We start from the raw sequence: 5259 nt of genomic DNA, 5'->3' as shown, positions 1-5259 counted from the left end.
CGCGAAACGCGCGAATGGATGGCGCGCCTGGGCGTGACGCGCATGGAAGACCTGATCGGCCGCTTCGACCTGCTGGAGCTGCTGCCGGGCGAGACCGACAAGCAGCAGAAGCTGCAACTGGGCACGCTGCTGTCGCAAGGCCGTATTCCCGACAGCGAGCCGCGCTACTGCGTGGCGGATTCGAATCCGTCGTTCGACAAGGGCGAGCTGGCCGAACGTGTGCTGGTCGACGCGTCGCCGGCGATCGACAACCGCCAGATGCTGCGGCTGGAATACCCGATCGAGAACGTCAACCGCTCGATGGGCGCGCGCCTGTCGGGCGAGATCGCCCGCAAGCACGGCGCGGCCGGCTTGCCGGAAGGCTGCCTGACGGTGAAATTCACCGGCTCGGCCGGCCAGAGCTTTGGCGTGTGGAATGCCGCCGGTTTGCATCTGGAGCTGGAAGGCGACGCCAACGACTACGTCGGCAAGGGCATGGCCGGCGGCCGGGTGGTGATCTATCCGCCGAAAACCGCCGCCTACGTCGCGCACGAATCGATCATTATCGGCAACACCTGCCTGTATGGCGCCACCGGCGGCCAGCTGTACGCCGCGGGGGTGGCCGGCGAACGCTTCGGCGTGCGCAACTCCGGCGCTCTGGCGGTGATCGAGGGCGCGGGCGACCACTGCTGCGAGTATATGACCGGCGGCTGCGTGATCGTGCTGGGCGAGTCGGGCTACAACTTCGGCGCCGGCATGACCGGCGGCTTCGCCTTCGTCTACGACCCGACGGAGAAATTCGCCTACCGCTACAACAACGAACTGATCGACATTCACCTGATCAACGGCGAAGCCATGGGCATGTACCGCGCCTTCCTGCTCGACAAGCTGGCGCGGCACGTCGAATTGACCGGCTCCGAATTGGGCCGCGACATGCTGCAGGACTTCGATGACTATGTGGATGACTTCTGGCTGGTGAAGCCCAAGGCGGCACGGCTGGATAGCTTGTTGAAGGATTGAGGGTTGGGGAGGTGGGAGTAGGTGGGGAAATCTGAACGGCGGGAGTAGGTGGGAGGTCTGAGCAGCGAGAGTAGGTGGGGAAACCTTAAAGGCGGGAGTAGAAGCAACACCTTAACGGCGGGAGTAAAAGCCCGCCCCCACTCCCGCTTCTAGAGTGTTGCTGTTACTCCCGCAGTTGAAGACCGGTGGTCCTAACAGCGGGAGTAAAGGCAAAACCTTAACGGCGGGAGTAAAAGCCTGCCCCACTCCCGCTTTTAGGGTGTTGTTGTTACTCCCGCAGTGGAGGTCCGCGCAAGCGTGACGGCGGGAGCAGGGGTGATGCTTGAACGGCGGGAGTAAAAGCGAAACCTTTACAGCGGGAGTAAAAGCTCGCCCCACTCCCGCTTTTAGGGTGTTGTTGTTACTCCCGCAGTGGAGGTCCGCGCAAGCGTGACGGCGGGAGTAGGTGGGGAAACCGCTTAACAGCGGGAGTAAAAGCGAAACCTTAGCGGCGGGAGTAAACGCCTGCCCCACTCCCGCTTTTAGGGTGTTGCTGTTACTCCCGCAGTGGAGGTCCGCGCAAGCGTGACGGCGGGAGTAGGTGGGGAAACCGCTTAACAGCGGGAGTAGAAGCAAAACCTTAACAGCGGGAGTAAACGCCGCCCCCACTCCCGCTTTAAAGGTGTTGCGGTTACTCCCGCAGTTAAAGATGCTGGTGTTGCCGTTACTCCCACATGTAAAAAGGAGTCCTCCATTGGAGAAGCCTCATCGGCAATTGAAGGTATGGCAGGAGAGCACGGTCTTGGCGCAAAGCGTTTATCAGGTGACGGGTAGGTTTCCCGTTGATGAACGTTATGGATTGGTTAGCCAGATGCGCCGCGCCGCGATTTCGATACCTTCCAATATTGCAGAAGGGGCGGCGCGTTACACGATTAAGGATTACCTACATTTTCTCGTGATTGCCCGTGGGTCGCATAGCGAGCTAGATACTCAGTTTGAGCTGTCGTGGAGACTTGGGTACGTCGGAGAGGATGGTACGGTGCATTTGCAGCTCAATAGAACTGGACGACTGCTGACGGCGTTGATCAGTAGTTTGAGAAACAAATTGAACAAGGGATAGGCCTGGGAGTAGGGGAAATCTTGATGATGAGAGGAAGTGCGTAAACCTTAAAAGCGGGAGTGCAAGCAAAACCTTAACGGCGGGAGTAGAAGCGAAATCTTAACGGCGGGAGTAAACGCCGCCCCCACTCCCGCTTTTAAGAAGTTGCCGTTACTCTCGCCGTTCAAAGAGTGAGTGTAGCAAACGGCCTCTGTTCTATGGCCGTTACTCCCCACTCCCGCCTTTAAGGTTTACGCCTTTACTCCCGCCGTTGAGAGAACAACCGCTCACCGCCGAACTGAATTAGGGAGCACGCAATGCCAAACGACGTATTTCAATTTCTGAACCTCGCGCGCAATCCTGGTGAAAAGGTCGAAGCGGAAGCCCGCAAGATCACGTTCAAGGAAATCTACCAGCCATTGAACAAGGACGATGCCGCCGAGCAATCCGGCCGCTGTCTGTCGTGCGGCAACCCCTACTGCGAGTGGGAATGCCCGGTGCACAACTACATTCCCAACTGGTTGGAGCTGGTGAAGCAGGGGCGTCTGTTCGACGCGGCGGAACTGTCGCACAAAACCAATTCGCTGCCGGAAATCTGCGGCCGGGTCTGCCCGCAAGACCGCTTGTGCGAAGGCGCGTGCACGCTGAACCAGGGCGGCTTTGGCGCCGTGACCATCGGCGCGGTGGAAAAGTACATTACCGACGAGGCCTACAAGGCCGGTTGGCGGCCCGACATGAGCCGCGTAGTGTTCACCGGCAAGAAGGTGGCGGTGATCGGCGCCGGCCCGGCTGGGCTTGCCTGTGCCGACGTGCTGGTCCGGAACGGCGTGCGCCCGGTGGTGTTCGACCGGTACGAGGAAATCGGCGGTCTGCTGACCTTCGGCATTCCCGAATTCAAACTGGAGAAGGACGTGGTGCGCCGCCGGCGCGAGATCATGGAAGGCATGGGCGTCGAGTTTTGCCTCAACACCGAGATCGGCCGCGATATCCAGATCGAACAGCTGCTGAACGAATACGACGCGGTGTTCATGGGCATGGGCGCCTACCAGTATATGAAGGGCGGCTTTGACGGCGAGAATCTGCCGGGCGTGCTGGAAGCGTTGCCGTACTTGATCAACAACGTGCGCCAAGGCCTAGGCACGCTGCCGGCGAATGAAGCGCCGGTCAGCATGCAGGGTAAGCGCGTGGTGGTGCTCGGCGGCGGCGACACGGCGATGGACTGCAATCGCACCGCCATCCGCCAGGGCGCCGAGAGCGTGATCTGCGCCTACCGCCGTGACGAGGCCAACATGCCCGGCTCGCGCCGCGAGGTGGCCAACGCCAAGGAAGAGGGCGTCGAGTTTCTGTGGCAGCGCCAGCCGCTGGGCATTGAGCGCGCGGCAGAGGGTTCGTTGCGTGTAAAACTGGCAGAAACGCGGCTGGGTGCACCGGACGCCAAGGGCCGGCGCAATGCCGAAATCGTGCCGGGCACGGAAGAAGTACTCGAGTGCGACTATGTGATCATCGCCTTCGGCTTCCAGGCCTCCGCCGCTTCGTGGTTTGAAGCGCAAGGCGTCAAGGTGGACGGGCGTGGGCGTACCGAGGTGTCTTCGCGTGGCGAGATCTCGTATCAGACGGCCAATCCGAAGATCTTTGCCGGCGGCGACATGGTGCGCGGGGCTGACTTGGTCGTGCGCGCGGTGTTCGAGGGACGGCAGGCGGCGGAGGGGATACTGAGGTTTGTTGGGGTGTGGTGAGTTGAGGTAGGGGGGTGTGGTGGTCAAGAAATTTCGGACACCTGGATAGGTTGTTTTGCTGCCATCTGCCGCTCGTAGATTACGGGCGGCAGATAGTTCAGCGTTGAATGCAGTCGACAGGTATTGTAGAAGCCGACGATGTATTCCACGATGTCTCGTTTCGCCTCGCCATGGTTGGCGTAATCCCGCTGCCAAACGCGCTCCATCTTCAGGTTCAGGAAGAAGCGCTCCATGACGGCGTTATCCCAGCAATTGCCTTTGCGACTCATACTACAGACCAGTCCATGCTGCTTGAGCAGCTGCTGGTATTCATAGCTGGCGTACTGACTGCCCCGATCGGAATGCATAACCAAGCCGTGTAATGACCCACTGAAATCCTGCTCAGGTCATAATTCACACAGGAGCATGTGATGAGTATGACCATGGAAGACGAAATCAAGCGTTGGACCGCCAAGCGCAAAGCCGCTCTGGTGATGGAAATCATTCAGGGCAAAACCACCGTAGCCGAGGCTTCGCGGTCCTTCGATCTAACCCCCTCTGAAGTCGAGGAATGGGTCGATGAGGCCAAGCGCGGCATGGAGAATGCGCTGCGGGCCAAGCCGATGGAGATCCGCGAGCAGTACGAGAAGCAGATCAAGGATCTGCAGGAAGCCTACGGTGAAGCCATGCTGGAGCTCCGAGCCAGAAAAAAATTGCAGTCCCTGTTGGGCGAGGACGACAAGTAGTCGAGTCCGTTCGGCAGGGACTGGCAGATGACGGTATCCAGGTCTCGGTCAGCAAGTTGTGCCGCTGGTTTGATGTGCCCCGACGTACGGTGTATTACCGCGTACAAAAGGCGGCGCCTAAGCTGCAGCAACACTTGGTTGCTCCGATCAAAGCGATGATCGAGGAGAACCCCTCATTCGGTTATCGCACGGTTGCTGGCCTTCTGGGCTTCAACAAGAACACCGTGCAGCGCATCTTCCAGCTCAAGGGCTGGCAGGTGAAGAAACGCCCGGTGGGCTTTCGGCCACGCGTGCAGGCATTGCCGTCGGTGGCGCAACGACCAAATGAACGCTGGGCCACCGATCTATGCCGTATCTGGGCGGGTAAAGACGGCTGGAGCCATTTGGCGCTGGTGATTGACTGCTGCACTCGTGAATTGCTGGGCTGGCATCTGTCTCGCAGCGGCAAGTCGAAAACCGCCGAATCAGCGCTCGAGCATGCGCTCATCAGCCGATTTGGCTGCCTGGGACGCGTGCCGGAGACATTCTTGCTGAGAAGCGATAACGGCCTGGTCTTCACCAGCCGGAACTACACGGCGCTGGTAAAGAGTTACGGCCTGCAGCAGGAGTTCATCACGCCGTATACGCCAGAACAGAACGGCATGGTAGAGCGCGTTATCCGGACCTTGAAGGAGCAGTGTGCTCATCGACACCGCTTCGAAAGCCTGACGCACGCCAGCCG

4 protein-coding genes and 2 pseudogenes are annotated in these 5259 nt (G+C 59.7%); 5 read left to right on the top strand and 1 reads right to left on the bottom strand.

Annotation, left to right across the window (positions count from 1 at the left end; genetic code table 11):
- From gltB to JOZ06_RS19760, 3 genes and pseudogenes are all read left to right on the top strand, one after another.
- Positions 1-999: pseudogene (gene gltB / locus JOZ06_RS19770) on the top strand (glutamate synthase large subunit); the annotation flags it as partial.
- 688 nt (positions 1000-1687) lie between these two features.
- Entirely contained in the window at positions 1688-2098 is a 411-nt protein-coding gene (locus JOZ06_RS19765) for a four helix bundle protein (protein WP_293235611.1), read from the top strand.
- Positions 2099-2394: 296 nt separating this feature from the next.
- On the top strand, positions 2395-3813 hold the full coding sequence (locus JOZ06_RS19760; RefSeq protein ID WP_293235609.1) for an FAD-dependent oxidoreductase: 1419 nt from the start codon (positions 2395-2397) through the stop codon (positions 3811-3813).
- Positions 3814-3836: 23 nt separating this feature from the next.
- On the opposite strand, the pseudogene JOZ06_RS19755 reads toward JOZ06_RS19760, so the two are convergent.
- Positions 3837-4169, bottom strand: a pseudogene (locus JOZ06_RS19755) (integrase core domain-containing protein); the annotation flags it as partial.
- 54 nt (positions 4170-4223) lie between these two features.
- On the opposite strand from JOZ06_RS19755, the gene JOZ06_RS19750 reads away from it, so the two are divergent.
- Together JOZ06_RS19750 and JOZ06_RS19745 are read left to right on the top strand one after the other, a co-directional pair.
- A complete protein-coding gene (locus JOZ06_RS19750) occupies positions 4224-4538 on the top strand; it encodes a DUF1153 domain-containing protein (protein WP_293235607.1) in 315 nt (104 codons plus the stop codon).
- Between the two features lie 56 nt (positions 4539-4594).
- Positions 4595-5259: DDE-type integrase/transposase/recombinase (locus tag JOZ06_RS19745; protein WP_366815107.1), on the top strand; the 665-nt coding region annotated here is incomplete at its 3' end.

The sequence above is a fragment of the Paludibacterium sp. genome, assembly GCF_019232825.1.
Taxonomy (GTDB): domain Bacteria; phylum Pseudomonadota; class Gammaproteobacteria; order Burkholderiales; family Chromobacteriaceae; genus Paludibacterium.
Note: the sequence above shows the minus strand (reverse complement) of the source record. Positions and strands in the feature narration are given on the sequence as shown.